Source organism: Streptomyces sp. NRRL F-2664 (assembly GCF_000719345.1).
Taxonomy (GTDB): Bacteria; Actinomycetota; Actinomycetes; order Streptomycetales; family Streptomycetaceae; genus Streptomyces.
In genome coordinates this window covers 1-710 of the sequence record NZ_JOFX01000325.1, presented here as the reverse complement: position 1 = coordinate 710, position 710 = coordinate 1, and the positions used below count along the sequence as shown (strand labels likewise).

Below are 710 nucleotides of genomic sequence, written 5' to 3'. Positions count from 1 at the left end.
TCCAGCCTGGCCTGACGCACCGTCGCGAACGCCTCCTGCATCGTCTCTCTCTTCAGGCCTTGCCAGAAGCTCTCGGCCAGGGCGCTGTCGTAGCTCGACCCGACACGGCCCATGCTCCGGCGGATACCGAAATGGTCGCTGGCCTGGGCGACGCGGCTGAGGTGTATTGCGGTCCCCTGTCCGCGTGGAAGACCACTGCGTCCACGTGACCGCCGCGGGCGGCTATCGCCATCTTCAGGGCGTCGATGACGAGCTCGGTCCTCATGCGGGTGGCCATCGACCAGCCGAGCACCCGGCGCGAGCAGATGTCCAAGACGCAGGCCCGGTAGAGCCATGTGCCGCCGACCTGCACGTATGTGATGTCGCCGCACCAGGCATGGACCCGCCGGACACCGTTAGGTCCCCTTGCGGCCAGCGCGGATCTCGTGGATCTCGGCGGCCAGGGCGTCATCGTCCGCCCGGCGGACCTTGCAGGCACCGGCCCCGGCGACCCAGCGGCAGTAGCCCGGGCGCGACATACCCAGGACCCGGCATATCCGCTGCACGCCGAACTCGGCACGGTTGGAGATGAGTCCCAGCGGCCGGTCATGCCCTCATCTCCTTCGCGAAATACTGAGCATTTTCAGAGTGGCCACCGATCGGGTGACGGGGCGAGGGCTGTGAAACGGACGGGGCCCCAGGGCTGTTGAGCAAGGTGTCTACGCTCAACT

General features: G+C 67.5%; 1 protein-coding gene. It reads right to left on the bottom strand.

Going from position 1 to position 710, the window contains the following annotated elements:
* Positions 1–52: 52 nt before the first annotated feature.
* Positions 53–451, bottom strand: coding sequence for a DDE-type integrase/transposase/recombinase (locus IF89_RS50115; RefSeq protein ID WP_420707028.1), 399 nt, complete (start codon positions 449–451; stop codon positions 53–55).
* Between the last annotated feature and the right edge of the window lie 259 nt (positions 452–710).